The 25177-nt window shown below is 35.4% G+C and carries 33 protein-coding genes, 2 pseudogenes and 1 other annotated feature; of the genes and pseudogenes, 5 read left to right on the forward strand and 30 right to left on the reverse strand.

Annotation, left to right across the window (positions count from 1 at the left end; genetic code table 11):
- Nucleotides 1-51: 51 nt before the first annotated feature.
- From M1D60_RS18605 to M1D60_RS18615, 3 genes are all read right to left on the reverse strand, one after another.
- Nucleotides 52-525 carry a DUF5412 family protein gene (locus M1D60_RS18605; protein WP_456276323.1) on the reverse strand — a complete coding sequence of 158 codons (474 nt, stop codon included), beginning with the start codon at nucleotides 523-525 and terminating at the stop codon, nucleotides 52-54.
- Nucleotides 526-764: 239 nt separating this feature from the next.
- Nucleotides 765-2009: a tyrosine--tRNA ligase gene (gene tyrS / locus M1D60_RS18610; protein WP_456276324.1), complete on the reverse strand. Its 1245-nt coding sequence runs from the start codon at nucleotides 2007-2009 to the stop codon at nucleotides 765-767.
- A gap of 49 nt (nucleotides 2010-2058) precedes the next feature.
- Nucleotides 2059-2277: a binding site (T-box leader), on the reverse strand.
- A 15-nt stretch (nucleotides 2278-2292) separates the two neighbouring features.
- On the reverse strand, nucleotides 2293-2832 hold the full coding sequence (locus M1D60_RS18615; RefSeq protein WP_456276325.1) for a MarR family transcriptional regulator: 540 nt from the start codon (nucleotides 2830-2832) through the stop codon (nucleotides 2293-2295).
- Nucleotides 2833-3026: 194 nt separating this feature from the next.
- Between M1D60_RS18615 and M1D60_RS18620 the strand changes: the two genes are divergently transcribed.
- A complete protein-coding gene (locus tag M1D60_RS18620) occupies nucleotides 3027-3623 on the forward strand; it encodes a class I SAM-dependent methyltransferase (protein ID WP_456276326.1) in 597 nt (198 codons plus the stop codon).
- Nucleotides 3624-3801: 178 nt separating this feature from the next.
- Here the strand turns inward: M1D60_RS18620 and M1D60_RS18625 are convergent, their stop codons facing one another.
- From M1D60_RS18625 to M1D60_RS18655, 7 genes are all read right to left on the reverse strand, one after another.
- Complete coding sequence (locus M1D60_RS18625) at nucleotides 3802-4593, reverse strand: CPBP family intramembrane glutamic endopeptidase (protein WP_456276327.1); 792 nt, start codon at nucleotides 4591-4593, stop codon at nucleotides 3802-3804.
- Between the two features lie 106 nt (nucleotides 4594-4699).
- Nucleotides 4700-4933 (reverse strand): alpha/beta fold hydrolase, encoded by a 234-nt coding sequence (locus tag M1D60_RS18630; protein WP_456279555.1) that lies wholly within the window; start codon nucleotides 4931-4933, stop codon nucleotides 4700-4702.
- Nucleotides 4863-5522, reverse strand: a complete 660-nt coding sequence (locus M1D60_RS18635) for a DUF2306 domain-containing protein (RefSeq protein ID WP_456276328.1) — start codon at nucleotides 5520-5522, stop codon at nucleotides 4863-4865. Before M1D60_RS18635 ends, M1D60_RS18630 begins: the two co-directional genes overlap by 71 nt.
- A 202-nt stretch (nucleotides 5523-5724) precedes the next feature.
- Nucleotides 5725-5985, reverse strand: a complete 261-nt coding sequence (locus M1D60_RS18640) for a hypothetical protein (RefSeq protein ID WP_456276329.1) — start codon at nucleotides 5983-5985, stop codon at nucleotides 5725-5727.
- A 28-nt stretch (nucleotides 5986-6013) separates the two neighbouring features.
- Nucleotides 6014-6904, reverse strand: a complete 891-nt coding sequence (locus tag M1D60_RS18645) for an acyl-ACP desaturase (RefSeq protein WP_456276330.1) — start codon at nucleotides 6902-6904, stop codon at nucleotides 6014-6016.
- Nucleotides 6905-7189: 285 nt separating this feature from the next.
- A complete protein-coding gene (locus tag M1D60_RS18650) occupies nucleotides 7190-8350 on the reverse strand; it encodes an anti-sigma factor (protein WP_456276331.1) in 1161 nt (386 codons plus the stop codon).
- The gene (locus M1D60_RS18655; RefSeq protein WP_456276332.1) at nucleotides 8343-8837 is read right to left on the reverse strand and encodes a sigma-70 family RNA polymerase sigma factor; all 495 of its coding nucleotides are present in this window, start codon (nucleotides 8835-8837) and stop codon (nucleotides 8343-8345) included. The genes M1D60_RS18650 and M1D60_RS18655 overlap by 8 nt, the downstream gene beginning before the upstream one ends.
- A gap of 213 nt (nucleotides 8838-9050) precedes the next feature.
- Here M1D60_RS18655 and M1D60_RS18660 point away from each other — a divergent pair, with 213 nt between their 5' ends.
- Entirely contained in the window at nucleotides 9051-9575 is a 525-nt protein-coding gene (locus M1D60_RS18660; protein ID WP_456276333.1) for a DUF2179 domain-containing protein, read from the forward strand.
- A 137-nt stretch (nucleotides 9576-9712) separates the two neighbouring features.
- Here the strand turns inward: M1D60_RS18660 and M1D60_RS18665 are convergent, their stop codons facing one another.
- From M1D60_RS18665 to M1D60_RS18700, 8 genes are all read right to left on the reverse strand, one after another.
- Nucleotides 9713-10066, reverse strand: coding sequence for a hypothetical protein (locus M1D60_RS18665; protein WP_456276334.1), 354 nt, complete (start codon nucleotides 10064-10066; stop codon nucleotides 9713-9715).
- A gap of 209 nt (nucleotides 10067-10275) precedes the next feature.
- Nucleotides 10276-10602, reverse strand: coding sequence for an STAS domain-containing protein (locus tag M1D60_RS18670; RefSeq protein WP_456276335.1), 327 nt, complete (start codon nucleotides 10600-10602; stop codon nucleotides 10276-10278).
- Nucleotides 10603-10744: 142 nt separating this feature from the next.
- Nucleotides 10745-10882: a hypothetical protein gene (locus M1D60_RS18675; RefSeq protein WP_456276336.1), complete on the reverse strand. Its 138-nt coding sequence runs from the start codon at nucleotides 10880-10882 to the stop codon at nucleotides 10745-10747.
- A gap of 14 nt (nucleotides 10883-10896) precedes the next feature.
- A complete protein-coding gene (locus tag M1D60_RS18680; RefSeq protein WP_456276337.1) occupies nucleotides 10897-12135 on the reverse strand; it encodes a helix-turn-helix domain-containing protein in 1239 nt (412 codons plus the stop codon).
- A 210-nt stretch (nucleotides 12136-12345) separates the two neighbouring features.
- Nucleotides 12346-12894, reverse strand: coding sequence for a DUF3231 family protein (locus M1D60_RS18685; RefSeq protein ID WP_456276338.1), 549 nt, complete (start codon nucleotides 12892-12894; stop codon nucleotides 12346-12348).
- 176 nt (nucleotides 12895-13070) lie between these two features.
- Entirely contained in the window at nucleotides 13071-14339 is a 1269-nt protein-coding gene (locus M1D60_RS18690; protein WP_456276339.1) for a mechanosensitive ion channel family protein, read from the reverse strand.
- A 176-nt stretch (nucleotides 14340-14515) separates the two neighbouring features.
- Nucleotides 14516-15073 (reverse strand): hypothetical protein, encoded by a 558-nt coding sequence (locus tag M1D60_RS18695; RefSeq protein WP_456276340.1) that lies wholly within the window; start codon nucleotides 15071-15073, stop codon nucleotides 14516-14518.
- A 196-nt stretch (nucleotides 15074-15269) separates the two neighbouring features.
- A complete protein-coding gene (locus M1D60_RS18700) occupies nucleotides 15270-16127 on the reverse strand; it encodes an MBL fold metallo-hydrolase (RefSeq protein WP_456276341.1) in 858 nt (285 codons plus the stop codon).
- A gap of 183 nt (nucleotides 16128-16310) precedes the next feature.
- Between M1D60_RS18700 and M1D60_RS18705 the strand changes: the two genes are divergently transcribed.
- Entirely contained in the window at nucleotides 16311-16502 is a 192-nt protein-coding gene (locus M1D60_RS18705) for a hypothetical protein (protein WP_456276342.1), read from the forward strand.
- A 44-nt stretch (nucleotides 16503-16546) separates the two neighbouring features.
- Here M1D60_RS18705 and M1D60_RS18710 read toward each other — a convergent pair whose 3' ends face one another.
- The 12 genes and pseudogenes from M1D60_RS18710 to sigY form a co-directional block, all read right to left on the reverse strand.
- Nucleotides 16547-17095, reverse strand: a complete 549-nt coding sequence (locus M1D60_RS18710; protein ID WP_456276343.1) for a GNAT family N-acetyltransferase — start codon at nucleotides 17093-17095, stop codon at nucleotides 16547-16549.
- 152 nt (nucleotides 17096-17247) lie between these two features.
- A complete protein-coding gene (locus M1D60_RS18715; RefSeq protein WP_456276344.1) occupies nucleotides 17248-17463 on the reverse strand; it encodes a hypothetical protein in 216 nt (71 codons plus the stop codon).
- 98 nt (nucleotides 17464-17561) lie between these two features.
- Nucleotides 17562-17870, reverse strand: a pseudogene (locus M1D60_RS18720) (methyl-accepting chemotaxis protein); the annotation flags it as partial.
- A gap of 177 nt (nucleotides 17871-18047) precedes the next feature.
- Nucleotides 18048-18386: pseudogene (locus tag M1D60_RS18725) on the reverse strand (PAS domain-containing protein); the annotation flags it as partial.
- A gap of 122 nt (nucleotides 18387-18508) precedes the next feature.
- Nucleotides 18509-19639, reverse strand: a complete 1131-nt coding sequence (gene dnaN / locus M1D60_RS18730) for a DNA polymerase III subunit beta (protein WP_456276345.1) — start codon at nucleotides 19637-19639, stop codon at nucleotides 18509-18511.
- A 34-nt stretch (nucleotides 19640-19673) separates the two neighbouring features.
- Nucleotides 19674-19982, reverse strand: a complete 309-nt coding sequence (locus tag M1D60_RS18735; RefSeq protein WP_456276346.1) for a DUF3784 domain-containing protein — start codon at nucleotides 19980-19982, stop codon at nucleotides 19674-19676.
- A gap of 84 nt (nucleotides 19983-20066) precedes the next feature.
- Nucleotides 20067-20804 (reverse strand): CPBP family intramembrane glutamic endopeptidase, encoded by a 738-nt coding sequence (locus M1D60_RS18740; protein ID WP_456276347.1) that lies wholly within the window; start codon nucleotides 20802-20804, stop codon nucleotides 20067-20069.
- A gap of 165 nt (nucleotides 20805-20969) precedes the next feature.
- A complete protein-coding gene (locus M1D60_RS18745) occupies nucleotides 20970-21749 on the reverse strand; it encodes an ABC transporter permease (RefSeq protein WP_456276348.1) in 780 nt (259 codons plus the stop codon).
- Entirely contained in the window at nucleotides 21746-22651 is a 906-nt protein-coding gene (locus M1D60_RS18750) for an ABC transporter ATP-binding protein (RefSeq protein WP_456276349.1), read from the reverse strand. Before M1D60_RS18750 ends, M1D60_RS18745 begins: the two co-directional genes overlap by 4 nt.
- Nucleotides 22651-22854: a PLD nuclease N-terminal domain-containing protein gene (locus tag M1D60_RS18755; RefSeq protein ID WP_456276350.1), complete on the reverse strand. Its 204-nt coding sequence runs from the start codon at nucleotides 22852-22854 to the stop codon at nucleotides 22651-22653. Before M1D60_RS18755 ends, M1D60_RS18750 begins: the two co-directional genes overlap by 1 nt.
- A 300-nt stretch (nucleotides 22855-23154) precedes the next feature.
- Nucleotides 23155-23499, reverse strand: a complete 345-nt coding sequence (locus M1D60_RS18760) for a YxlC family protein (RefSeq protein WP_456276351.1) — start codon at nucleotides 23497-23499, stop codon at nucleotides 23155-23157.
- A complete protein-coding gene (gene sigY, locus M1D60_RS18765) occupies nucleotides 23480-24016 on the reverse strand; it encodes an RNA polymerase sigma factor SigY (protein ID WP_456276352.1) in 537 nt (178 codons plus the stop codon). Before sigY ends, M1D60_RS18760 begins: the two co-directional genes overlap by 20 nt.
- Before the next feature lie 176 nt (nucleotides 24017-24192).
- On the opposite strand from sigY, the gene M1D60_RS18770 reads away from it, so the two are divergent.
- Both M1D60_RS18770 and M1D60_RS18775 read left to right on the forward strand, forming a co-directional pair.
- Nucleotides 24193-24684, forward strand: a complete 492-nt coding sequence (locus M1D60_RS18770; protein ID WP_456276353.1) for a hypothetical protein — start codon at nucleotides 24193-24195, stop codon at nucleotides 24682-24684.
- A complete protein-coding gene (locus tag M1D60_RS18775) occupies nucleotides 24662-25153 on the forward strand; it encodes a hypothetical protein (RefSeq protein WP_456276354.1) in 492 nt (163 codons plus the stop codon). Before M1D60_RS18770 ends, M1D60_RS18775 begins: the two co-directional genes overlap by 23 nt.
- The last annotated feature ends 24 nt before the right edge of the window (nucleotides 25154-25177 follow it).

Genomic DNA, 25177 nt, shown 5'->3' on the forward strand with positions numbered 1-25177 from the left:
AAAGGGGTGCAGTTCTCCATACAGTGTTCATTTTAAAGCCAACAAGGTATATCAATCTTGATAGCAAGTCTCATATTCATCCTTCATTAATAAACTTTTACAAGCTAATCCAGTTTCGTGATAAATCTCTTTCCCAATATCTAATTCGACACTTCTATTTAAATCTGGATTATTTGAATCGTTATTTAAAATAGAAAGGGTATCTTCATCCACCCATTTAATCATAATATCTCTTTTGGCATCACTATAATAAACAGTTTTCACTTTATTTTTCTCATGATTGTAGGTAATTTCAACCCATACATTAACACCACCTGCTGCCCCACCGTATAGTTCATAATAGGCATTAGCCGTATATTCTTCGGTTGGTGATAATATAGGGCCAGGTCCCGCTTGGACCGAAGTTCGGTCAATTTCACTAAATGTAAAAAAGTACATTTCATAAATATAAATGAAGGAAACTATAACAATCCCAGATAATGTTGCAATCAATAATTTTTTAGGGAAAGGTCTCTTTCTAATCAAAGAACCTACTATAAAAGCACATAAAATCAAGAATAATATAACGGTAATGAAAGTTAGTAAAATACCGACTAGAATTAAAATTGTAATCCCCCGTTCTTTATGAAGATTCATGAAAACATATTGACTTAATTTTGATAAACACATATGTTTGTATTCAATTAAAAAAGTATTATTCCTCCCTGGGTTAATATAAAGAACAAAAATAAAGGTACAACATTAAAGTTGCACCTCTACATCGATTACTTCTTTATCTTTACAAACTTTCGTTTACCTACCTGTAGTATTAATCCATCCGTAATAGACACTATTAATTTAGGATCCTCTACTCTTTCTCCATTTATTTTTACTCCTTTGTTTTCAACCATTCTTCGTGCTTCACTTTTTGAGTTTAGTAATTGTAAATCAACGAGTAAATCAATCACTGGTGTTTCGCCGTTTCCGTTCCATTTCACCTCTGGCATCTCATCAGGTAATGTCCCTTCCTGGAAAACAGAGACGAAATGCTGCTCTGCTTTAATTGCTTCTTCCATGCCATGGTACATTCTAACAATCGTTTTACCTAATAACATTTTCGCATCCCTCGGGTGTAAGGATCCTGCATTTAGGTCTTCTTTTACTTTTTGAATTTGTTCTGGAGTAAAATCTGTGATTAGTTCAAAGTATTTAACCATTAGTTCATCGGGAATAGACATGGCTTTTCCGTACATTTCTTGCGGTCTTTCATCAATCCCGATGTAGTTGTTCTTTGATTTAGACATCTTTTCTACACCGTCAAGACCCTCTAATAATGGCATTAACAAAGCCACTTGTTTCTCTTTTCCAAACTTTTCTTGGTAATGCCTTCCCATTAAAATGTTAAAGTGCTGGTCTGTTCCACCCAGTTCTATATCGCAGTCTAGCATCACTGAATCATAACCTTGCATTAGAGGGTAAAAGAATTCGTGCAGAGAAATTGGTTTGCCCATAGCAATTCGTTCTTCAAAGTCATCTCGCTCTAACAAGCGTGCTACCGTTATTTTCCCTGCAAGCTGAATGACATCTTCAAAATTCAACGTTGATAACCATTTAGAATTGTAATGTAGCTCAACCTTTTCCATATCAATAATCTTTGCAAATTGTTCGAAATAGGTTTGCGCATTATGCTTTACTTGCTCATCCGTTAGCTGTTTTCTTGCAACTGATTTACCAGTTGGGTCACCAATTTTACCAGTGAAATCCCCAATTATAAGTTGAATGATATGTCCGTTCTCCTGAAACTGCCTCATCTTGTTTAGGACAACCGTATGTCCTAGATGAACATCTGGCGCTGAAGGATCTAGTCCTAACTTAATCTTAAGTGGTTTATTTTCTAATACTGACTTTGCTACTTTATTTTCTAGCTCTTCAGCTGGAATAATTTCTTGAACTCCTTGGCTGTACATCGTCATTTGTCTCTTTACTTCTTTTATTTGTTTCTCGTTTAATTGTTCCAGTACATGACTCATCCTAATTTCCTCCCAAAAATAAATATAAAAAAACCACATCCCTAAAAAATAAAGGGACGTGGTTAACTTTTACACGCGGTACCACCCTAATTGAAGGATCAACAAATCCTCCCACTTAAGCGAGTTAACGGCTCGACCGTTCTTTGCTTATCCACAAAGAAAGCTCAAGGAATGTAATTCGTGTTATCTATGTATCGGTTTGCACCAACCACCGACTCTCTGTACACAGGGAGATAACTACTACTGGGTTTCCTGTCATTGCAGCTACAATATTTTATTGTTATTAAAAGTTATTATCTCTAATAACCGTTCTAAGTAATTTAGTTATTTCTATTTGCTCATTTGTTGAAAGGCTTGCAACAATTTCAACTTCTCCTTTATGGAACCGAGGGTAAAGTTGCTCCATTACTTGCTTACCCTTATCAGTTAGTGCAACATAGGTAATTCTTCGATCTCTATTGTCTGTTTTCCTAAAACAAAGTTCTTTATTTTCGAGGGTTTTGGTTATATTACTGACAGTGGCTTTTGAAACACCTGAAGACTCCGCTAGCTTCTTTGTCTCAACTGATTCCCATATCCACAAATCATAAAGCATGGAAAATGCAGTCCATGATAATCCGTATTCTGATAAAACTTCCTGCTCCATTTTGTTCTTTAACCCTTGGGCAACACGATATAAATTAGTTACTACAGCAATTGCATCAAGATCTAGAGATTCAATAGGTATTTGCGTTAAACGATTAATGGTATCAATTTCTTCAGGTAGAAGTTCTCCTTCATTTTTATAGGAATGAATTAGAATCCCTCCTTTTTTCTGAATCATTAGCTATGAAACGATATTAACAAATAGATCTGGATTATGCAAGCAGGCTTCTAAAGTAAATTTCTTTATTCCAACCTTATGCTTCTCCAGTTTTTTTGGGGAGGCAGTAAAATAGGAGATTACCTTTAAACTTTGTTATAATATGACCACTATGTAGCATTCGTTTTTATCAACAAGGAGTTGAATATGGAATTATGGAAGATAACGTGTTTGAAGAGATGGCAAAAAGATATGATACAGAACCAAGAGTGGAATTAGCAAAAGTAGTTGCAAATGAAGTGAAATCCGAATTACAGAATTGTCAATCAAAATCCTTACTTGACTATGGGAGTGGGACGGGGTTAGTTAGTTTAGAATTATCAGATCTAGTAGAATCTGTATTGTTAGTAGATTCCTCTAAACAAATGTTGGAGGTTGCCAAAGCTAAAATTTCTAGCAGAGGAATTTCCAATTCAAACGTGCTTTTTTCTGATTTCACTGGGGAAACACCTGAACTAAAGGCAGACATCATTTTAATGTCATTAGTTCTCCTTCATATCCCAGATACGAAGAAAATTGTACAAGAACTGTTCAATATTTTAAACGATGGTGGAAAACTAATTATTGTTGATTTTGATAAAAATGATCATATCAATCATCCAAAAGTTCATAACGGTTTTTCGCATGAAGAACTGAAAAATATTTTGTCCGAAGTTGGCTTTCATTCAATAGAAATGAAGACATTCTACCACGGTAAAAGTATCTTTATGAATCAAGATGCCTCCATGTTTATATCCAACTGTATCAAGTGATTTACTCTTTGTTCACACATAAAAAAGAACCACTCCTATCAAGGAGAGTCTTTGACCTCTACATAGGTTTGGGATCCCGATTGATGTGACTGGTTCTTTGGACTTTGGATTATTGTTAATTGGACTTAAGATGTTCTTCTAAACAATCTACGGTAGTTACCCCATGCCAAAACTAACATTAGAGTTTGATTAGACCACTACTAACCATTAAAAAATTTAAGACAATATGCCATATGATTGTTGGAAAGATACTATTGGATCGAACGGTGAGGCCTCCGAAAAACAAACCTCCTAATGCGAAGAACATACAACTGATCCAAGAGAATCCAAGTGAGTAATGTTGTAATCCAAATCCAATACTTGTTATGATCACAGCCCATTTGTCTCCTACTTGCTCTGAAAATAGTTTGAGTAGTAAACCTCTCCATATGACTTCTTCAAGTGTTGCATTAATAACCGAAAATAGCAGTATTCCTAGTAAGGCACTTCTAATAAATTCAAGATGATCCATATAAAAAGGTAGAAGGGACAAAATATTGATTGATATGGCAATCATCAGAAACTTACTTATAGTAGTGTTATGGAATCCAGTCCATATAAATGGAAACCAAATAAGATTATTCCATTCAGGTTTTTTCCAATAAAGGGATACCTTTCTTCCTAGAAACAGAAATACAATAATAAGTGGAATGATTAAGAGTATAAGATAAACTCTCTCTAAGACAGAAGGCTCTAGATTCCAATGTGACCTGGCATATAAATATAAGTAAAATCCGAATCCCAATGAAAGAATTGTGAGCATAAATTGTTTAATATTCTTATCTGCTTTAAGAAAGAAGAAATAGGTTAGAAGACTCCAGGTTAGTAAAATTAAATAATTATTTATTTGGAGTACGACAATCATGGAAGCAAAGAATATCAGACAAATAAATTTAATAGATTGTTCATTTAAACCTGAAAAGCGACTCATCTTTATAAGGTCCTTCCGCAAACTCATTTTGGTTACGCTCATTGCCAGTTGATATTCCTACGTAGAATGAACTTAATCCACACCAATGAAAAAAGTAAAATTATAGTTAGTAATGTTCTTTTAAGAAATCTTGAATCTCATTATATATAACGACAAGATCACCTTCTGATGGAAAGTGTCCCATATCATAGATTTTACATGCTGTTAAATTTGGAATGATATTGTTAGCAACCTTGCTTATTTTGCTAGCAGGGAAGAACACATCCTTTTCACCTGTAATGACTAAGGTTGGTGCTTTGTAATTGTCCTTTACGATGGATAAACCGAATCCATAATTCAATAGCGATTAAATTCCCCATCCAACTTAGCCAAATAGCTACAATATACCCAATTGTAAAGTGATCAATGGAATAGCCGACAATCGCAGACCACATTCGAAATGTGATGGCTGCAAATGTAACCGCATAGCTCCGATACATCCATTCCTCATGAAGAACCAGTTGTTTTTTGCGAATATATTGATAGGCTTTAAAAGTCGTATACAACCACGCTAGATCTAAGCATAAAAATCCAAGGATGGCGAAAATTCCTCCATGTGCGTAAAACGATAAATAGATCCCCACTGTAGAACTAATCAGAATCATGAGGACGTAAGCTTTTCCTAAATTCCGATGAAGAAGTAAGTTCCGATTTCTCAGCTTTTTTATAAATAAAAATGGCCCCATAATCAAAGGAAGAGCAGCTGTTACTATATGAATATACAATGCTATGTTCCATAACCCATTTTTCATTTCAAACATTACCATTCCTTCTCTAATAAGGATGGCGTTGGTCTCAACGGGATCTAATACAAAATAACGAACAATTGCCGATATTGCTAAAACAAACGTTAACAAAAAAATTAATACAAACCCTATTTTCTTCATCATTTTGTTCGTCTTTCCCCTCAAGTAATTTCCAGTTATATCTATATATTACTAAATAGTTCTAGGAGATTGGTAGTATTTTCTTAATAAGGCCCCTCACTTCACCCTAACCTAATGCAGGACATAAAAAAGAAGGAGCTTTTGCTCCCTCTGCCTATTATTACTATACTTTAGCTACATACGCACCTAAATGCTTGTTCAGTAATTAAAATTTATATTCTATATCCAGAATATCCTCAATCTCTTCTTGAATTTCTTTATTTACTGAAAGTGCACGTTTCTTTCTTAATTCAAGATCCATTCCTTTATCAATAAACTGATTGGTATGTTTGTCAAAACACTCAAAACAAATCGAGTAGAATTCTTTTTTCTCTTTCTTTAAAAAATCAAATTCCCATGTCTCAAGTTCTAAGTAACTTACTTTATCTTTTGTTTCTTTATCACATATTTCACAGGTAGGTTTCATAATAAAGATTTCCTTTCATACGATTCTTTTATTTTTTGGCTAGCTGACGGTCTCTGATTCTCTTTAGACGGCCGTGATATTTTAAGATATTCTCTTGTGATTGTTTAGCCTCTTCGCTAGTAGGTTGTAGGTTAGCAATATCCCAATACGTGACAATCACATCAAGTACCTGGTCAAAGTATTGAAGTGGGCCATAATTGGCATCAATCGCAATGGTTTTCATTCTTTCATTGAAGTCAGGCATCACCGCACCAGGCATCGAGAAATTAATAATGACATCTTCAAAGAAAACAATGAAATTCGGATCAAGCTCAAGATGTGCTTTCACTGTGTCACGATAAAATGCATAATGAAGGGCTTCATCTTTTGCTAAACGTCGAAGTAGTGTCGCTAAATCTTTATCATGCGGAGCAGCTATTTTTGCTACATTATTATAAAAAACGAGTGTGGCTAACTCTTGTAATGACGTATAGGCCATCGTTGCTAGTGGGTTCGTAAAATCTGGAAACCAACCACTTTCCACAACTCTTTTTCTCAACTCATGTAATCTTTTTGGATTCACATTTCGTGTCACTAATAGGTATGTTTCCAATAAGCTAGAGTGCTGGTCTTCTTCAGCGGTCCAAGTACGAACGAAGTCATTAATGACTTCCATTGAGTTTTTAAATGTATAGTCCAGATGCGAAGTATACCAAGGTAAATTAACCTCTGTCAGTAACGCTGTTTCAATGGCTACAATCACACCCTCTGGAAGTGTAACTTGACTTTCCTCCCAAGGAACTCGCTTGAAAGACATAGCCTTGTCCCATGGAATAAATTCATGATAACTCCAATCAATATTGGCAGAACGGTCCTTATGTAATTGATACAATTCTTTAATGCGTGGTTCTAAACGTATATCTAAATCAGAATTTAACATGATATTCTCCTTACCTACTTTGTTTTTTATAGCTATTCTAATTATCCCTCAATAGGAATCTAGTAGAAAGTGACATATGAAGGGTATCATATATGATAAATGTCACTAGTTTTCTAATTAGCTATCTTTTTTAAAGGCCTTGTTAAAACTCGGTGTTGATTTTCGTTACAGGTGGACATTATATTAGCCCACTTGGTACCATCACAATTCTTATTTATTTTCTAAAATTAAAGTTCCACTCGGATTAACTAACTGAGATCTGTTATGAGGCAACTTTCCTTTTCCCTACTGCTCTTCCCAGTTCCAAAATGCTACTTCATCTACTTCCAACTCAGCAATCCATTCTTCATCCTTTAGTTTTAAAATCTCTTTTGTAGGGCCTGTGATTACTGCTCCATAGTGCTGGAATCCATTCTTGTTGAGATAGTCAATTCGTTCATCCAGTTCAAGTTCATGGAATACTAGATTGTTCGCTTTTCTCTCATTAGGCTCTAGAAAGGCTAACGTCTTCATGAATTGCTTTTGAAGCACTTCTTGGTCACCCGTTTCATATTCCGGTGAAGTAGCACCTTCAGATATCACTTTTGGACCAAACCATCCACCCTCTTCTATCTTTCGGTCCGTGACAATAAAATCATCTTCATGCCAGATTGGATAGCTTGGAAATCCGATCGGTTCAAAAACGATTCCTTCATTAAAACCTGTTGTTTCTCTTCCTGTATCAACAGCTAACCAAAGTAGGTCCATGTTTTTCCCTTCAAATGAATCAAATACTTCCTTTGTTTCAAGTAGTTTAGAAAAGGATACATAAGCAGAAACGACTGTCCCATCAGAGATCTCCTCTAGTTGTGACCAATCCGACATCCCTCTAGAACCCATACCTGGATACGTAAACGCTGGTCGATCCTGAGAAACCCTTCCATAATGTTGTTCTTCCGGAATAGCCATCATCGAAAATAGAAAATTCACTTTCAACTCTCCGACCTCGATGCGATCATGCCCTACCATTTTACTTAAATCTCGTGTCGCCTCTAAACCAAAATAGGCTTTCGTGTTTGTACTCGTCCCCCCTAGATAACCATAGGGATTCGTAACCGTAAGCGTGTGATCAATCACGTTTCGTAACACTTCAAGTCGGTCAGGCTTTCCCCACGAATAATAAATACCCGTAAATATACCTGATAACATGGTGAATGCTATAAATAATAAGAGTGCGGTTAACGCTGTTTGAATTCTAGCATTCCATTTCCCTCGTCTTAAGATTTTTTTCTGCTTCTTATCGTTTACATTATTTTTTTTAGCGTGATCTTCTGGCTGATCATTCTCTTGCAAAAATTCCTGATATTCTTCTAGCTTCTGTAACTCTTTTTCAAAGGCTTCCAACTCTGCTTCAGATAACTCGCCTTTTTCATAGGCTTCTAGTTTCCGTTTAAATTCATCACTCATTTTCTTCCGCCTTTCTGCGCCTAATCGCCTGCCTGCCTCTAAATAACAATACTTTAAAATGACTTTGTTGGATGTTCATAACCTCTGCCCCTTCCGTCTGAGACAATCCATGGAAATCATGGAGCAGCACCGCGAATTTATGTTTTTCTGGCAAGCTGTCTAACAGCATAACAATTTCACTAATTTCTTCTTTTAAAACGATAGTATCCAACATAACCTTCTTCTGGTCGAAGAGATTTGAGAAGAAACCTTGTTCCTTTATTACCATTCGTTTATGCTTCCGGTAATAGTCGATGTAAGCTCGGTACGCCACAGAAAACAACCAGGATTTAACGGTTTCCCCATCGTAATGTTCAATATTAAGGTGAGCCCGAAAAAAAGTTTCCTGAACTAAGTCTTCTGCGGTGTGGTGATCATGACTAAGGGAGAGTAGGAAACGATAAATATCTTGAAAATAATGATTATAAATACTGTCAATAGATTTCACTTGCTCCCCCCTTCATAGATAAAACGGTTGAGATACAAAACGGTAACAAGAAAATGAATTATTTTTTGGAATGAATACTGATTTAGGGTAATGAAATTATAACAAAACAAGCTTATCATAGTTGGACCTATTCATGATTTCTACGTTTTAGTAAATGCTAAAGTAAAGAGTCTTAGTTAACTTGAATGAAACCTTAAAGAAAGGGAGATTCCATTGTCTAGCATCCTTCTTATTTTCTTATTACAGATTATACTGGTACCAATCCTATCCCTCCGGATTATTTTTGTTGTGAAGAATATGATCCTACCTGCTGCTATTTTTGGATTTTTAGAAGCATTAATTTATGTGTTTGGGTTATCTATCGTCCTTAGCGGAGAGCAAAGTATAGCGGAGATGCTTGTATATGCAACAGGATTTTCAGCAGGTATCTATTTAGGAGGAGTTATTGAAAATAAATTAGCATTAGGGTACACAACCCTGACCGTCAATTTATTGAATAAGAACATGGAGCTTGTCTCAAATCTTCGTGATAATGGATTCGGGGTGACGGTATTTGAAGGAATGGGAAAAGAGAGTATTCGCTATCAGCTTCAGATTTTAACGAAGAGAAATGTGGAGGATAAATTAATCAATATAATTGAACAATACGAGCCTTATGCCTTTATGATTTCCTATGAGCCTCGGAGATTTAAAGGTGGCTATCTTCTAAAATCGATGAAAAAGAAAAGCAAAAAATAATACATACATAGTATTAGTTCAACCATCCTTATTATTATCACCATTTACATATAAATAGTTAAAACGCTTAGGACTTTAAGTTCCTAAGCGTTTATTTTGCGGCATTTTCTACATAACTCTAACTTTGTTCCTCAAAGTTACTTAAGAAGGAATTTTTCTATTGTCCTATGTTCTATTTGGGTATCAGTATAGATGAAAGATACTTCATCCCCACCATTAATAGACGCCAATTGTTTCTTTGCTTCATCTGTTAGTTGGAAAGGAGTTAATGAACCATCCATTGTAATTTCAACTAAACCATTTTCAAGTTCACCGTTATAAACTCCTTTACCCTCAAGGTTTAAATCCTCTATTCCATCCTTCGACTTCACTTCTTCTGCTGAAACCTTATTTCCAGCTAGCTTCAGATCCTCAATCCCACAACCAGTTAACAAGCCTACACCCATTACACAAACAGAACTGAATAATACCATTTTCTTCGTTAATTTCATTTTACACCCTCCGTTAATTCCTATTTTTTCCAATCAACTATTTAGACTAATGATTGTTAGAGTTTGTTACAGAGGAATATAAAATTTTAATATTGAAATTAAACAATCCAGAAATTAAGATTATAAAAAATGCTTAGGATTACTATGTCCTAAGCTTGTCCAACATTATATTGAATTAGTGTGAGTCATTATCATAATAAATTACTAATTTAGCGGTATGCTCTTTCGGAAGTTACAAGAAACATCTGATCTAATTTTGCCATTATGATTAATTCTCGGACAAAAGAATCCTCAATAATCAGTTCCACTACTTTTGCAGAATCTTTAATTGAATTTTTTAAAGTCACAAGCAGTCCTATCCCTCTGCAATCCAAATCCGTAACTTTCCTAAGATCAATCACATATCTCTTCGCTTCTTGGTTTAAGGTAGTTAATAAATCATGCTGTATAAAAGAAGTAGTGCTAGTCCGTAGCTTCCCAAACAGGGTAAAGATTTGCTTTTCTTCTAACATTTCTGCACGGCAATTATGTGTCATGGTCTATCTCTCCTATTTGTTTGGTTTCTTACTATATTTTTCGATAAAGTGGATAGGTTTCTGAGGGTAAGTAGGAATGATAGAGATAAAAAAAATGGCACAGGTTTTTGCCTGTGCCACAAAATATAATGATTATGTAGAATTATAATGTGAAAGAAAACATGCTATATGGTTCTGGTAGATCGCCTTTACCAGCCTCTTGAGAGACAGAATAGCTTATAGTTGTTGCTACAGCAATTACCACTAATAAAATTGAAATTTTCTTAACTAAGCTCTTCATTCAATTCACCTCCTTTAACTAATAAGTTTCCTTAATAATTCATTAGCACTCTTATATTGTCTGTTTCTTTCATAATAGGAAGCTAGTAGTTCGATATATTCTTTTACTGTATCAATTTCATTTTTAGCTTCAAAATGAGGAATTGCTACATTAATTAGATAATTCTCGAAGAGCTCTTCATTCTCTTGCTTTTGGATGAAATACTTTAATACAGTGAATTTAACACGATAATCCTGATCTTGGTTTTCTACTGCATTTTCAAATCCCTTTTCTAGCCAATCAAACGCAAGTTTAAATTCTTTTTGCTTGTAATATTCCGTAGCTAGTAGGTGCATAGTGCTTGTCTTTGAAGAGTTATCCTCCTTTGTTACAAGGGATTCAAAATAATATTGAATAGCTTTAGCAGAGTCTCCCTCTTCTGAGTATAATAATCCAAGATTATGGTAAACTTTCCCCCTTAGAAGAGAGTTAGTTCTTGATGTATGTTCTAAAATTTCATTAAAATAAACTTTAGCTTTCTTGTATTCACATAATTTAATATAGTTAAGCCCTAGCAACAACTTACAATTTGTAACAAGTTCATCTTTTTCTTTCTTAATAAATATATCTATAGCTCGGTTAATATAAAACGTTGAAATAGAGATTTGGTCTAACTCATGATATGCAAGAGCTAAATGGTAATATACTTCTTCTTTGTCTTCTTCTAAGTACCTCTCTGCCAATAGGTAATATTCTATTGAATCCTGATAGCTTCCATATAAATATTGATAGAGTCCGCAATACCGATAGAAATACTGAGCTGTCCATTCAGATTGATAATTAATATGTGATGCTACCTCAATAAAGAAAGTGTCAGCCTTTAATTTATCTCTATTCATAATAGCCAATCTTAATTCAAATAGAGCCTTTATTAAGTAAGCTTCCGGCTCAATAAGATTAGGAAAATGACTCATAATTTCATTGAACTTAAGTTCAGCTTTCTCTTTATCTCGGTCTCTTATAATACTATGCAATCTATCAAACTCTGTCTTTATCATTTCTAAATTATCATCTTGTTTATCTATCTCTTCACTGGATATACCTAGTCTTTCGCAAAACTTATCTAGAACTTCTGTACTAGGTTCTGCTATTCCATTTTCTATTTTTGAGAGATAAGATATTGAACAGATTCCCGCGGCCATCTCACTTTGCGTGATCTTCTTCTGTGTACGGATATATTTGATATTTTTACCTATCCCATACTTATTCCTCATTTCTGAATCTTTAGTCACTTTTATTATAGCAGATTATAATTGGAAAAGTATAGGAAATTTTTTAAAAATTTCCTATACTTAAATAAGGAAAATGATATTATTTTTCCTAACTTTATTTTTATAACTTTTTTCAAATAACGAAAGAGGAGATCCATAAACTAGTGGTATCTCCTCTTCTAATTACTTCCTATCAATACATTTTAGAATTGGTTATGACTTCGGTAACCCTGGTGGTGAATAATACGGTGGTACTTTGATCCAGCCTCTTTTTCGGAGAAGTGTTTTAGTAGTAGCACCGAAAGTTAACAGCTCCGCGTAAAATTCTGTCCATATTAATCCAACATCTGATCTGATTGACTGAGAATTACCTAAGGCGCATTCCATACCAGCAGCTGCAACTTTTAGAGATACCCCATTTGCAATCTCATCATCCGTAAACTTCACGCCTAGTGGAATTTCATTTGGCTCTGATAGTGGTTTTTTCTTTGGGCCAGGAGGAAGTGGAATTCCTTCTTTTTGCATAAAACTTGATAACCTTTGGGATTGACTTTCGCATAGTTTTTTCGCATCCACAAGTAATTCTTTTACTTCATCGTCTGTAGTTGTGTTTAGACCTACTTCCTCATATCTAATGGCCTCATCAAGAACCGTTAAGTACGTCCAAAAACTCATTACTTCTCCTACATGTAGTGGTGCCTTATCTTCATGATCAACGATTGTTTTTAACGTATTCCAAACTGCTTCAAAGGGATTAGACAATTGTACACCTCCAACTATTTTCAACTTTTATTATGATTTGTAACACCCGAAAAATAATTCCAAAAATAAGTGATTCATCTAAATTTATTAAGAAAAGGAATTTTAAATAAATCCACATACAAAAAAGCTCAGGGGTGAAAAACTACTCCCTAAGCTTTGTGTTTGCTACTAGTCAACTAACCAACACTCTTATAACGTACTGGTTTCTTACCCGTTTCACCGATAAGATCCTTCAAATCATTTCCGGATGGATTCTGGAATACTTTTAGCTCGAATTCACTTGCCACTGCTAATAAGTGATCAAAGATATCAGATTGAATGGATTCGTAAACTTCCCATCTGATGTCTTTCGTGAATGCATAGATTTCAATTGGTAACCCATGTTCACTAGGAGGTAGCTGTCTCACCAATAAAGTCATCTCCTGGTTAATTCCTGAATGATGTTTTAGGTAATTATGGATATAGGCTCTAAACACTCCGATATTTGTGAGCGATCTTCCATTTACACGATTTTCTTCATACATATCAAATCTTGCGTTGTACTCAGAGATCTCTCTTTCTTTTGACGAAACATAATCTTTTAGATAGTGAATTTGTTTACATTTCTCGAGCATCGTTCCCGAACAAAAAGAGATGCAGCTTGTATCTAGTAGGATGGAGCGCTTGATTCTACGTCCACCTGAGCTCTCCATTCCTCTCCAGTTAATAAAGGAATCTGAGATGAGCGCATAACTTGGGACACTCGTAATCGTTTTATCGAAGTTTTGAACCTTTACGGTATTCAAAGAGATATCAATGATATTCCCATCTGCTCCGTACTTTGGCATTTCAATCCAATCTCCAACCCGAACCATATCATTGGCAGCCAATTGTATACCTGCTACAAGTCCTAACAACGAATCTTTAAACACTAACATCAAAACAGCTGAAAGAGCTCCAATCCCGCTTAGTAGAATGAGTGGACTCTCTCCCATCAGGTTCGAAATGACGAGAAGACCACCTAGTATTAACACCATAATATTAACAACCTGAATATACCCCTTGATTGGTTTAATCTTAGATATCTCATAGGTCTGGTAAATATCATTAATGGTTGTTAATAGGGCATGGAAAACCATTAGACTTACGATAATGAGATAAGTAGCAGCACCCTTTTCAATCATCATTTGATAGTCCGGTAAAGTCGCAGCGAAATAATAAATAATAATCGCCGGAACAATATGTGATAGTTTATCGAATACCTTTCTCTTCAGCACCATTGTTGCCCGTGGGAATTTACTCTTTGAAACATAGTGGGTGATCAGTCGGATGACCACCTTTTTCGAGATAAAATTGGCAATGATGCAAATGATACCTATAAAAAGAACCATTATGGTTATAGAAAGATACTTAGCTAAAGCTGGAGCGAGCTCCCAATCAACTAACAATTGTTGAATATATTTCATCAACTTTCCTCCTTCTGTAGGACTCTAGGTGAATAGACAACTAAAACACAAAGAAACTAATCATGACAGCCACTTGTCCAATTAGCTCTTTTTTAAGTTATATGGTGATGGTTGTCTATTTATAACCATTAAGAAGGAAAAGAGATCGAATTTAAATAGGTAGGTGTTCCCTGTCCCTACTTCAGATCATCGATAGAAACAACATCTACAATGTGTAGAGAATCTCCCGAGAATATACAAAACATATCTATAACATCATTTTGCTGCTTAGTATTTCGTATCACCAATCCTTCGTACCCATGACCCATAAGATATTTACGAAATTCAGTATTGGCTTCTTCTTTATTTAAAAGGATGGCTTGATCCTTCCAGGTTAGCTTTCTTTTTTTTGAACCTAAATAATCACAATAGTTGTCACGTTCCCTCATGAATAAATCATATGAATCCTCGGTATTTGATTGATACTCCTTAAGATTTAGTTCATCAAAATACACTTTATAAATCCATCCTCTAACTAGCCGGTCCACCTGTACTACTTTAGGTTCTCCATCCTCCCAAAATTCTGTGTCTGACTCTTTAGTAACCGTTTCAGTTCCTACAGCATTAGGTTTCTCAGAATTAATATCAGATGTAAACCAAAATCCGATCGTATTGATATCATCCCTTAAATGCTGAACTACACTTTCTTGATTAAAGCTTTCAAATTTTCTTATCGAACCATGATAAACGATCAACAGCATGCCAACCTTTCTAAAGAAATTAACTAGTAAACTTTAAACACACCGAACATGCCCTTATTTCATTTAATAATCTTTGATATTTTTTTAAGTTTAACAACCTTTCTTCATTTAATACCCTAGAAATAGCAAAACGCTTAGGATCAACTGACTCCTAAGCGCTGAATTGCTATTTTCACTCACTCAATATGTCTTAATCCTTCTGATAACCATTTACGAAGTACTCTATTGTTTCCAGCTCTTCTTCATTTAGTTCTCTATTTTGAATATGCTTATAGCTTGATTTTATCTGCTCGGGATCACCTTTATATTGCTCAGTTAGTGTAGCTACAGCCTTTAGCAAATTAATTTCTTGCATGTATTCATTTCGATCAATTGCTTCACCATGGGATAGGATGTATGTCTCTGCATCGAATATCTCTAGTTCTTGGATTAATGTTAACGTGCGTTTTGTTGTATAGTTCCTCTTAGCAGAAAAAATATCTGGATAAATACTATCCCCGAGAAATAATATCTTTTCTTCCTTAACATAAACAACAACCGAGTCTTGTGAATGGTCTCCCCCTACATGCTTCAACACACATGTGACATCTCCTAGGTCTATTTCAAGCTTTTGGTCAAACGTGATTTTCGGTAAGACAATATGTATATCTCTATCTGGACCAAATTCTTCTTTTATACAATTCGCACAGAATTCAATCTCTAGTCCGTCTTTAACACGTTCATCTAAAGCCTCATCTGTCCATTCATAATCGAGCAGTTTAGTCATTTCTTCTTTAGTCAGTGAGGATGAAATAGACACTACATCCTTTAGAGCCGACATTCCCAAAATATGATCCCAATGCCAATGAGTTAAAACAAGGAAATTGGGCTTTAATATATTTTGTTCTGCTAACTTTTCTAAAAATAATCTGGTATGTGCTTCTGAATTACCAGCATCAATCATCACGTTCATTTCCTTGCCTATAACCATCGCTAAAATCGGTCTGTCCGTTTCTGAAACAGGAGTCATATACCAAAATGAATCGCCTATTCTTTTTAATTCCTGCATAATAGTTACCTCCATTTACGCTAAAAAGTATTACTTTTCTTTCACTTTTCCTTCACTATACTTCCTTTATCAGAATAGAAAATCAACCTCGCTATTTTATTCTTAAGGTTCCATAAGGGGAGCACACAGAATAACTTTGAGTTCTTTTACGTAACCTAAGTTTGTTTAGGGGGTGAAACGAACATGGCTAATCAAGATAAAAACAATAAAAATGTTTCAGAAAATATTAAAGAAACAGCTGGTGCTGCATTCCATTCGATCCACCAAGGATTAGAAGCCACAGAGAATGCCGCAATGAATGCTGTAGATGCAACTGCAAAAGCAATTAGCAATGTAACTGACAAAGATAAGAATGCGAATAAGCGGAACGATTAAATAACGCCATTATTTGGCGTTATTTTATCTATCTGTTCTTAATTTCAGCTTATTTTAACTAGTGAGAACATAATTAGGTCATGAAACGCTCCTCTTGAGAATTGATAATCTCTAAGCATCCCTTCTTCTATAAACCCTAGCTTTGTTAGTACCTGCTGTGAAGGGAGATTTTCTCTTCTTACCGTTGCACCTATACGATGAATTTCAGTTTGGTCAAAAGCATAGCTTATAACTGTCTTTAATGCTTCTGTTACATAGCCTTTACCCCATTCTGATTTAGTAATCTCATAACCAATCTCTACTCTTTTATGATGGGCATTCATATTATGAAATCCTATTGAACCAATAAGATGATTGGTATCTGCATGGGCAATCCCCCACCGTATAGCTTTCTTTTCTTCATATCCTGTTTGGAATTGGGTAACAAGCGAAATAGCTTGTTGAATGCTTGTAAAAGATTCAATTCCATAAAATTCAGTTACTTCATCATCAGAAAAATATTCATATATATTTTCAGCATCTTTTTCAAAAATTGGTCTTAATTTTAGCCGTTCTGAATGTAGAACCGGAAATTGATTAAAAAGATTTTGCATCTAACTGCTCACTACTTTCTAATATTAAATTATAGCCAAACCAAATAAAAAAGCAGTTCATGTGGGTACTAGTATAGAAATTATACACCAATACTGAACTACTAGTTTATGACTCTATGCTTTTCTCTTATTATGAGGTTGATCTGCTAGGATCACAAAGGAGATTTATGGTCTCTATTCTGGTTCGCTTTCTTCTGCGCCTGCCAAGTGTTAATCATACTAGGAACACCCGCCACCATACTCACGATAAAACTCCACATGACATAACGCCAATCCCCTGTAAAAAGAGACACACCTATAAAAAACACTAATTGACCGACAAGTGCAAACCATGAAGCCACCCAGGCAAGCTTTAGATTTTCTTTCATTTCCAGCACTCCTTAGTAAGAGAGTAATATATGTTATGTAATATGTATGTAATCATTCATTCTTAAATATACGCCTACCTCATCAGTAGGAGGTTTTCTTACTTGCCCACCCAGCGATTAAATAAATCAATCATTTCCTTAAACTCCGTTTGTTTATCTACAACGCTATGTTGCAAGTCTTGGGTTATAACGCTTACTCGATCTACTTCTTCCGTTATATTACCTGCACTGTTATTTACTTTCTTAATGGCCTCATCTACGTTAGCTGCTAATTTCCTTACTTCATCGGCAACAACTTTGAACCCTCTTCCTTGTTCGCCTACACGTGCTGCTTCAATCGCTGCATTTAATGCTAGAATATTAGTCTGTGCGGAAATATGACGAATCGTATTAGAGATTTCGAGAATAGATTTCGTGTGCGTTTTAAGTTCGTGGATTGCCTTAATTTTTTCTGCTGTATTCTGTTCAACTACCTCTACAAGCTCAACTGGTAATTCTTTTAACTTAGACATAATGTCTAATGTCTCGTTTTCCCGTTCGGTAATGTCAGTTGCAATCTTAAGAACACCACTCACATTTCCCACTTCATCCACAATAGGGATATAGGTAGCTTCTAACCATAGAAGTTGGCCTGCCTTGTTTACCCTTTGAATTTTTTCTTGGAATTTCTGGCCTTTTAATAGATTATTCCAAAGATCATCATATTCCTTGCTTCTAGCATAATCTGGCGTACAAAACTCTTTATGCTTCAGTTTATACATCTCTTCTGGCTTATACCCCATTGCATTTGCGAATAGTTCGTTAACCCAGATTACTTCCCTATTCAAGTTAAATTCAATCATAGCTAGGTTTGATTCTAGAGAGAATAGAACGGATTCATGATCGAATACTTGAGAACTTCTTTTGCTAATGGTACTAGTCATAATAGTCTCCTTTGTTCATATAAAATCTAGTATAAAAGTCATAGTAGTATAGTAACATATCTCTAACTTATCACTACTAATTTACAAGAATAAAATAATAGACTATCATGCAAGTAATTTTATTAAGACGACCGAACAGGAGAAATAAGCTGAAGGTATGAATCATTCCCTACAGGTATTACTAATATAGGCCGCATCGTCCCTTGGAAACATAACTGTACTTCCACTTCCTTGATGGCCTTTAAGGCATCCATCATAAAGTTTCCATCAAGAGTGATGGTTAACTCTCCATCTCCTAATATCTTCTTTACAGGTTGGGTTTCTTCGATTTGTCCCATTTCGGTAGATTTGGTGGCCATTATAATTTTTGAACCCTCACTAAGTCGAAAGTTAATATTGTTATTTTTCCATTCGCTTGCAAATATACTAGCCCTGTCAATACCTCTTAATAGTTGATTCGTATCAAGTGTTATAATCGTGCTTGTCTCTTCTGGAATTAAACTCGATACATTCGGATAAACTCCTTCTATTAATCTGGAATATAAAGATAAGTTATGAGATTTAAATAAAATAGTCGTCTCGTTCGCGAAAATATTAATATCGGTTTTATTACTTCCAAATAGTTTCACAAACTCATGTAAAGCCGAACTAGGAACAATAAATGAGCCCCTTAACTCAGAGCTAACTTCACATTTCCTTAAGGCTAGTCGATGAGAATTGGTTGCTACACAAGTAAGTAAATCTTCTTCGAATGAAAAGTTTACCCCTGTAAGGACTGGTCGTGTTTCATTTTTAGAAGTTGCGAAAACGGTTTGCTTAATCATCTCTACTAACTGATCACTGGTTACTCTAAAATATTGGCTTGCTTGTAACTCTGGTAAAGACGGAAACTCTTCACCTGAAAAGCCATTTAATTTGCTAATAATGTCTTCCGATTGAATCGTTACCGTATGATCATGTTTCGCCTTTATGTAAATGTCACCAGGCAGTTTTTTCGTTATTTCGCTAAAATACTTCGCTGGAATAACAACACTCCCAGTTTGAAACACTTCTAGCATTCTACCTCCGTCACTACATTCTGGAACCTTTCTTTCGATAATAATTTCAGAATTACTTCCGATTAACATAATATGATCCGTTTTAGCGATTATTTTGATACCAGTTAATACGGGGAGTGTCGTTTTGGATGATACGGCTTTAGTAACATCAACTATTGCTTTATTCAAGTAATCACTATTTATTTTAAACTCCATTACTTATTCCCCTCACATCTTCTTGTATCCATTTTCATTTCATAAATCGATTCCCAACATTAACGTAAAAAATGGTGATGACAAGAATCCCAATAAATAAAACAAGACCCATTACAAATAACCACATTAATTGATAGGCCTCACTCAGTGCCCAACAGACCATACTAAATGCCAAAGCAAACATCATTTTCCCCATAAACTTACTCAACGCTACTTCATCATACTTTTCTTTTTCTTCATCCGACTTTGTATTATAACCAGCGATCAAGAACGCCCCTTTCCCAGTGGAAAAAATAATCCCGAATACAATAAATACTATTGTAACTACAATGATTGCCGTCATGTTTACCTCATTTATAAAAGATTTGTTTAGTAAATGCCAAAGACAATATCCTTTTCCTATTTGATCTTCTATCAATACCCAAATTTATTTCTCTAGAGTAGCTTCCTCATCGCCAATCTTCGCAACGTAATCCATTAAGAAGTGTAGAACGATTACCGGAAGAAGTGAGTCTAACGAGAGGTATAACATCGCAAAGAATAAACCCATTAGCCCTGTTTTGATTACATTTTGGAATCCCTGGTAGGTGTGAGCAAGTCCGAATACTAAAGAGGAAATGAATAGAACAATCCAAATTGATAAGGTCGGAAACAGTTGCAGCAAGGCGAATATTAAAAATCCTCGGTAAATAATTTCCTCTGTAATCCCTGCTGTCCATGACACATACGTCCATACCTTTTTATCCTGTTTAGAAACAGGCATAATATCGACAAACTGACTCTTCTCTAATTCCTGTTGCTTCATTTTAACAATGTCATTCTTCGTCTTCTCGCTCACCCTTGCAGCCACCATGTAATAGGCTAGACTCAGAATATAGACAGCTACCAATCCCATTACAATATATGTTACCCATGGTCCTAGGATTTCGGTATTAATCTGAATCCTCTTTAAGCCTATATCGTCAAAAGTTAACGGGCCAACTACAACCAAGCTTAGAATAAAAACTGTCGGGGCCCAGAGTCCAATCATAACCTTCTTATAATATCGAACTCGTTCACTTGGGTTGAGTTGAACCCTCCCCTTAAAGTGTTGATAATCATAATATCCGTAGATAGGCTCATAGGATAATAGAAAAACAATAATAAGCCAATACCAGATTTCCATTCCTTTTCCCCCTGCAATCTGATAGGAATTGAAGTATCCCGCAATTTCCATTTGTTTAGTAAATTGTTAATTATAACCAATAAAATTATACCATGCATAGCCAGATTACTAGGCATTTATTTTCATAAAAAAACTCCTCAACCATGAAGAATGAGGAGTTGTTCTTTATTCCAATAGCTCTTTTTGTTTAAAAATTTGGATGGATAGGAACAGAATACCGATAATGATTCCGAATGTGACCACCATTGCTAGTAAGAAAGTAGATGGTAGCTCACCTGCCTGTAGTAAAATTCCGGCATGCTCGGTCATGGTAGCTGGACTCCACTTCATATATTTTGTTATAAGTGAAGTAACGGTTGAAATAATGACAACCACAAAGAGGGTCACAAAAGCAACACCACCGTTTCCTTTCATTACCGTACTAAAAAATAACGTCAACGTTACCACAAACACTAACCATAAGCTATAAATCGCTACACTCTGAAAGATCGGCTTGAACGATACATTTTCAATAAGTAAATTCGTATAATACCAAGATGCTGCATAACCGATCAGCAGTGAAAATAAAGTAATCGTAATGAACCCCGCCCATTTCGATAAAATGTAGGATGAATATGGAACAGGTTTCATCATGACCATTCCTGCTACACCGCTTTGTCTCTCGCCTGAAACGATTCCCATTCCACTGAGTACAAGAATAAGTACACCAATCATCCCAAAATTAGCTAATACCTCCATTAATACTTGTGGGCCCGTTGGAGTCGGTATTTCGATTCTTGCTCCTTCAGGAAGGCCACCAAAGGTTTCTAAAATTTGTGGCAGGTAATAGGCACTCACTGGCTGCATGATTCCTAGTAAAATAAAGACAAGAGGAATCCACATTAACTTATAATTACGAACCATTTCCGTCATTTCTTTTCGATAAAGTACAGCAAAGTGTGTCATGCTTTCACCACCTTCATAAATAGATCTTCTAATGTTGTTTGTGCGATTTCAAACTTTTGAATCGGAAGTCCTCTCTCAGCAATTTCTTTTAATAGAGCTTGTTTTCCAGTATCCATATCGTTTAGTACGATGCTTGCCTGGTATCCTTGAATATTCACTTCAGAAACAAAGCTATACTTCTCAATGCTTTTAAGCCATTCGTCAGCTTGGGACTCGAATTCAATCCGAATAATCGGCTGTTGATGTTGACCGATTACGGTTTTCATTTCACCAGACACAGCAATATTTCCGTCATGCATAATCAACAGATCATCACTAATTTCTTGTGCATCGTGGAGAACATGTGTGGAAAATAGAATCGTCGTTTCGCGCTTCATCTCTCTCATCATGTCAAGAACTTCTCGTCTCCCTAGTGGATCTAGCGCAGATACAGGCTCATCTAAAATAAGTAACTTCGGACGGTGAATCAGCGCTTGTGCCAACCCAAGACGTTGCTTCATTCCTCCAGAATAACCACCAATCTTTCTTTTCTTCGCATGGAGTAGGCCTACACGCTCAAGCAATTCTTCGCTTCTTTTTTCCGCTTCCTTGCGACCTAGTTTAGCCAGTTCACCTACAAAAACAAGAAACTCCCTCCCGCTCATCCAATTATAGAAGGCTGGGTATTGAGGCAAATATCCAATAAATTCTCGTATGTCTTTTACCTTAGTCCCTTGAAACTGAATATTTCCTGAAGTAGGTTCCAATAATCCAGAAAGCATTTTTAAGGTTGTCGTTTTTCCGGCACCATTTGGTCCAAGTAACGACACACATTTACCTTCATCAATCGTAAAGCTAATACCTTTTACTGCATTCGTATTCCCAAACCGTTTAACTAAATCAGTTGCTTGTAATAGCTCCATTAATCATTCTTCCTTCCAACAACGAAGTAAAGTACCGGACCAATTAAGCTAATAAAGATAATCACCGGAATCCATACCAATTTTGGACCATTCGTGTTTTCCTCTCTTATACAAGAAATTAACGCCGTGATCATCAGTAGGAATTGAATTACAATAATCGGTGCAATAGCTCCCCAAGGTACTTCATTTATTAATTCGTTCATTTTTTTCTCCTCCAAAATGTTTATTTACCCTTAATACGATTACGTTTGGAGAATCGTTCACTCTGGATAAAAAAAATCTCAGGAATTTTTATCCTGAGATTTTACGTCTGAATATTTTTCTTACAAAAATAAGATAGATGATCAGATATGTTGGGAATTGAATGAGACCCAGAAATCCCCATAACCAGGCATTATGTCCTCTCTTTCGTGCATCCCAAAACATCCATGAGCCCTGGCATAACAGAATGAACGCCACCCCGATCCATACATACAACGGTACACTACTTAATTCATTGGTGTTCATTCACTACTGACCTTCTTTCTTTTTTTATGAAAAGCTAAAGGCAGTAAGATAATGCCGATCAGTTGAAAATAAAGAAATACAATTGGTTGACGATACACAACCGCAACGACGACAATTAACAGTAGTAAAGCTGTTGAAATAAAAACGAGTAGGTCCTTCCACTGCTTTTTGCGTAATCTTGCTTTCTCCCCTTCAACATGCTCTTGAAACCACTGAATATTTGGAGTAAATACTGGATTCCATTCATCTATTTTGTCTAATCCTTCTTTTAGTTCCTTAATCGTTTGTTCCTCTTCTTGATCCAAGAGTGAATCTCTATGATTAGGATGATTCTTCTTCACGTTCAGTCAACTCCCTTCGTAGGTTTTTTAAACCATTTGATACTCGAGATTTTACTGTTCCTTCTGCGATCCCCATCATTTGTCCAATTTGCTCATAAGAATATCCGTAATAGTGCTTTAACACGATTGGCATTCTAATTTCTTCATTTAATTTAGCAAGTGCATCCAGAACATCCGACCATTCATCATTCCTCACACCCGCTTGCCATTTCATTTTTCGGAGTGCCTGCTCTTGGTCATGATAATTTTTCTCTCGCTTCTTTCTTCTCTGCTGATCAATGTAAAGGTTCGTTGCAATCGTCATGAGCCATGAGGAAAACTTGGACTTCCCATTATACAGGTGGATTTTTTCTATACACTTCATCATCGTCTCTTGCGCTAAATCCTCTGCAAACTGTGGATGAAGGGTAACTTTCATTAAATATTTCACAAGGAAAGAATAATTCTGCTGTAACAGCGTCGAAAGTGCCAAAGAATCTCCCTTTTGAGCCTTGAGAATCAAATCCTTTTCATCCATGTCTTCTACTCCATCATTCAAGATTTATATGTAATACGATTAACCAGTACAAATCGTTCATTTTCTTATGATCAACTATTATCTTAGGAAATAGAGACGGGTTAGTCCTCCATAAATTTGGATATTCCCTTTATCTTCATGGCATACTACCAATAAAACCTAAAGTGGAGGATTATATGGAGTTTGTAGCATTTTTCTTTATTTCATGGCTAGTAATTTCATTATTTGGTGTAATGAAAAAAGAAACAAATCTGATAGAGAATACATTCATTTTTTTGTTAATCCTCGTAATTAATATAAACTTTTCATGGATAATTAACGATGAATGGGGTCTAATTTCAAATACTAAAAAGGCTTTTCCCTATATAGCCTTTCTTTTAAATCGAAGTATCATTATCCCTCTACTTATTTTAATACAACTAAATGTTCTGTTAATGGCTAAAAAACTAGTTAAAAGAATAATCATACTTATTTCTACTGTCATCCTATTAGATGGTTTAAGTCTGTTATCCATCCGTCTTAACGTAATCGAATTCAAAGAATGGAATTTGTGGTATGAATCAGCTTATTTTTTTAGCCTTTGTCTATTATCCATTCTATGTTTCAAGTTTTTCACAAAAGTCTCTAAACGCGAGGTGAAGACCCATGATGCTATGGGAAAGTTATGATCAAAACGAAGCATATATCATTATCATGTTACTTGTTGCATATATAACACTTTATGCTCTCCCTAAAAAACTCTCCCCTCAAATCACCATTTTATTTCTGGTCTGGGGCTTTGCTAGTTCCACCTTATTTGATTTCACGATAGGAGGAGGAATGTTAGATTTTTACAAAGTAAATGATTCTAATAAATATGAGCTCACAGACTTAATGACATACTTTTTATTTGCTACATTCAGTTATTTTTTCATTTATTTTTATCAGGTTTTAAATATAACCAAGAAACTCTTTATTCCTTATATTCTAGGATGGACCGTCATTGGGTTATTTATGGAAAAAGTGTCTTCCTTAATGGGTGTGACACATTATCAACATGGATATCAAATGTACTTTTCATTGGTTGTATTTTTAGTGGTTCAGACAACAACCGCCCTATACTATGAGTACATTAAGAAAAATTTAAACATTACTTAGTAAAATCTACACCTACAAATATAC

This window comes from Bacillus sp. AK128, assembly GCF_053903075.1.

Bases quoted from the DNA above. Each gene is read 5' to 3' on its own strand.
- tyrS (WP_456276324.1), bottom strand. From the start codon at position 2,009: ATGAGTCATGTACTGGAACAATTAAACGAGAAACAAATAAAAGAAGTA.
- M1D60_RS18615 (WP_456276325.1), bottom strand. From the start codon at position 2,832: ATGATTCAGAAAAAAGGAGGGATTCTAATTCATTCCTATAAAAATGAA.
- M1D60_RS18620 (WP_456276326.1), top strand. From the start codon at position 3,027: ATGGAAGATAACGTGTTTGAAGAGATGGCAAAAAGATATGATACAGAA.
- M1D60_RS18625 (WP_456276327.1), bottom strand. From the start codon at position 4,593: ATGAGTCGCTTTTCAGGTTTAAATGAACAATCTATTAAATTTATTTGT.
- M1D60_RS18635 (WP_456276328.1), bottom strand. From the start codon at position 5,522: ATGATGAAGAAAATAGGGTTTGTATTAATTTTTTTGTTAACGTTTGTT.
- M1D60_RS18640 (WP_456276329.1), bottom strand. From the start codon at position 5,985: ATGAAACCTACCTGTGAAATATGTGATAAAGAAACAAAAGATAAAGTA.
- M1D60_RS18645 (WP_456276330.1), bottom strand. From the start codon at position 6,904: ATGTTAAATTCTGATTTAGATATACGTTTAGAACCACGCATTAAAGAA.
- M1D60_RS18650 (WP_456276331.1), bottom strand. From the start codon at position 8,350: ATGAGTGATGAATTTAAACGGAAACTAGAAGCCTATGAAAAAGGCGAG.
- M1D60_RS18665 (WP_456276334.1), bottom strand. From the start codon at position 10,066: ATGAAATTAACGAAGAAAATGGTATTATTCAGTTCTGTTTGTGTAATG.
- M1D60_RS18670 (WP_456276335.1), bottom strand. From the start codon at position 10,602: ATGACACATAATTGCCGTGCAGAAATGTTAGAAGAAAAGCAAATCTTT.
- M1D60_RS18675 (WP_456276336.1), bottom strand. From the start codon at position 10,882: ATGAAGAGCTTAGTTAAGAAAATTTCAATTTTATTAGTGGTAATTGCT.
- M1D60_RS18680 (WP_456276337.1), bottom strand. From the start codon at position 12,135: ATGAGGAATAAGTATGGGATAGGTAAAAATATCAAATATATCCGTACA.
- M1D60_RS18690 (WP_456276339.1), bottom strand. From the start codon at position 14,339: ATGAAATATATTCAACAATTGTTAGTTGATTGGGAGCTCGCTCCAGCT.
- M1D60_RS18700 (WP_456276341.1), bottom strand. From the start codon at position 16,127: ATGCAGGAATTAAAAAGAATAGGCGATTCATTTTGGTATATGACTCCT.
- M1D60_RS18705 (WP_456276342.1), top strand. From the start codon at position 16,311: ATGGCTAATCAAGATAAAAACAATAAAAATGTTTCAGAAAATATTAAA.
- M1D60_RS18710 (WP_456276343.1), bottom strand. From the start codon at position 17,095: ATGCAAAATCTTTTTAATCAATTTCCGGTTCTACATTCAGAACGGCTA.
- M1D60_RS18715 (WP_456276344.1), bottom strand. From the start codon at position 17,463: ATGAAAGAAAATCTAAAGCTTGCCTGGGTGGCTTCATGGTTTGCACTT.
- dnaN (WP_456276345.1), bottom strand. From the start codon at position 19,639: ATGGAGTTTAAAATAAATAGTGATTACTTGAATAAAGCAATAGTTGAT.
- M1D60_RS18735 (WP_456276346.1), bottom strand. From the start codon at position 19,982: ATGACGGCAATCATTGTAGTTACAATAGTATTTATTGTATTCGGGATT.
- M1D60_RS18740 (WP_456276347.1), bottom strand. From the start codon at position 20,804: ATGGAAATCTGGTATTGGCTTATTATTGTTTTTCTATTATCCTATGAG.
- M1D60_RS18745 (WP_456276348.1), bottom strand. From the start codon at position 21,749: ATGACACACTTTGCTGTACTTTATCGAAAAGAAATGACGGAAATGGTT.
- M1D60_RS18750 (WP_456276349.1), bottom strand. From the start codon at position 22,651: ATGGAGCTATTACAAGCAACTGATTTAGTTAAACGGTTTGGGAATACG.
- M1D60_RS18755 (WP_456276350.1), bottom strand. From the start codon at position 22,854: ATGAACGAATTAATAAATGAAGTACCTTGGGGAGCTATTGCACCGATT.
- sigY (WP_456276352.1), bottom strand. From the start codon at position 24,016: ATGGATGAAAAGGATTTGATTCTCAAGGCTCAAAAGGGAGATTCTTTG.
- M1D60_RS18770 (WP_456276353.1), top strand. From the start codon at position 24,193: ATGGAGTTTGTAGCATTTTTCTTTATTTCATGGCTAGTAATTTCATTA.
- M1D60_RS18775 (WP_456276354.1), top strand. From the start codon at position 24,662: ATGATGCTATGGGAAAGTTATGATCAAAACGAAGCATATATCATTATC.